Source organism: Corallococcus praedator (assembly GCF_003612125.1).
GTDB classification, from domain to species: Bacteria; Myxococcota; Myxococcia; order Myxococcales; family Myxococcaceae; genus Corallococcus; species Corallococcus praedator.
Window position 1 is genome coordinate 1 of the sequence record NZ_RAWI01001408.1, and the last position, 390, is coordinate 390.

1 protein-coding gene is annotated in these 390 nt (G+C 49.0%); it reads left to right on the plus strand.

Annotated elements, in window-relative coordinates; all coding sequences use genetic code 11:
• Window positions 1-179: 179 nt before the first annotated feature.
• On the plus strand, window positions 180-390 hold a 211-nt coding region (locus D7Y13_RS47580; RefSeq protein ID WP_208734761.1), incomplete at its 3' end, for a hypothetical protein.

Below are 390 nucleotides of genomic sequence, written 5' to 3' on the forward strand. Positions count from 1 at the left end.
GTCATTACGCGTACACATCCTTCCAGGATAACAAAGACAAGGGCACCATTATAAATTTTATCGCTGATCAGTTGAAGCTTGATCTGGGGACGCGGGAAGGCTGGAAATCGCTTCATGCTCACTTGTCTCCCATGGTGGGCAATGTTTATAATTCGCACGAGACAATTCGTCCGGTAGGCATGAAGGACATTCACCAGCTTGACGAGACGGCCACGGCCAAACTGCTGAACATCGAACCGCTACAGAATCGGAAATGGCTTTACAGCCGTCACCTCGACGATAAAGTCATCGATGCCCCTGAATTCAAGGGTCAGATTGTTCAACGCCCTTTTGAAACCAAAGGCGGCTTCGTCGGAATCAATACAGCGTTTCCCATGCGGAATATGGATC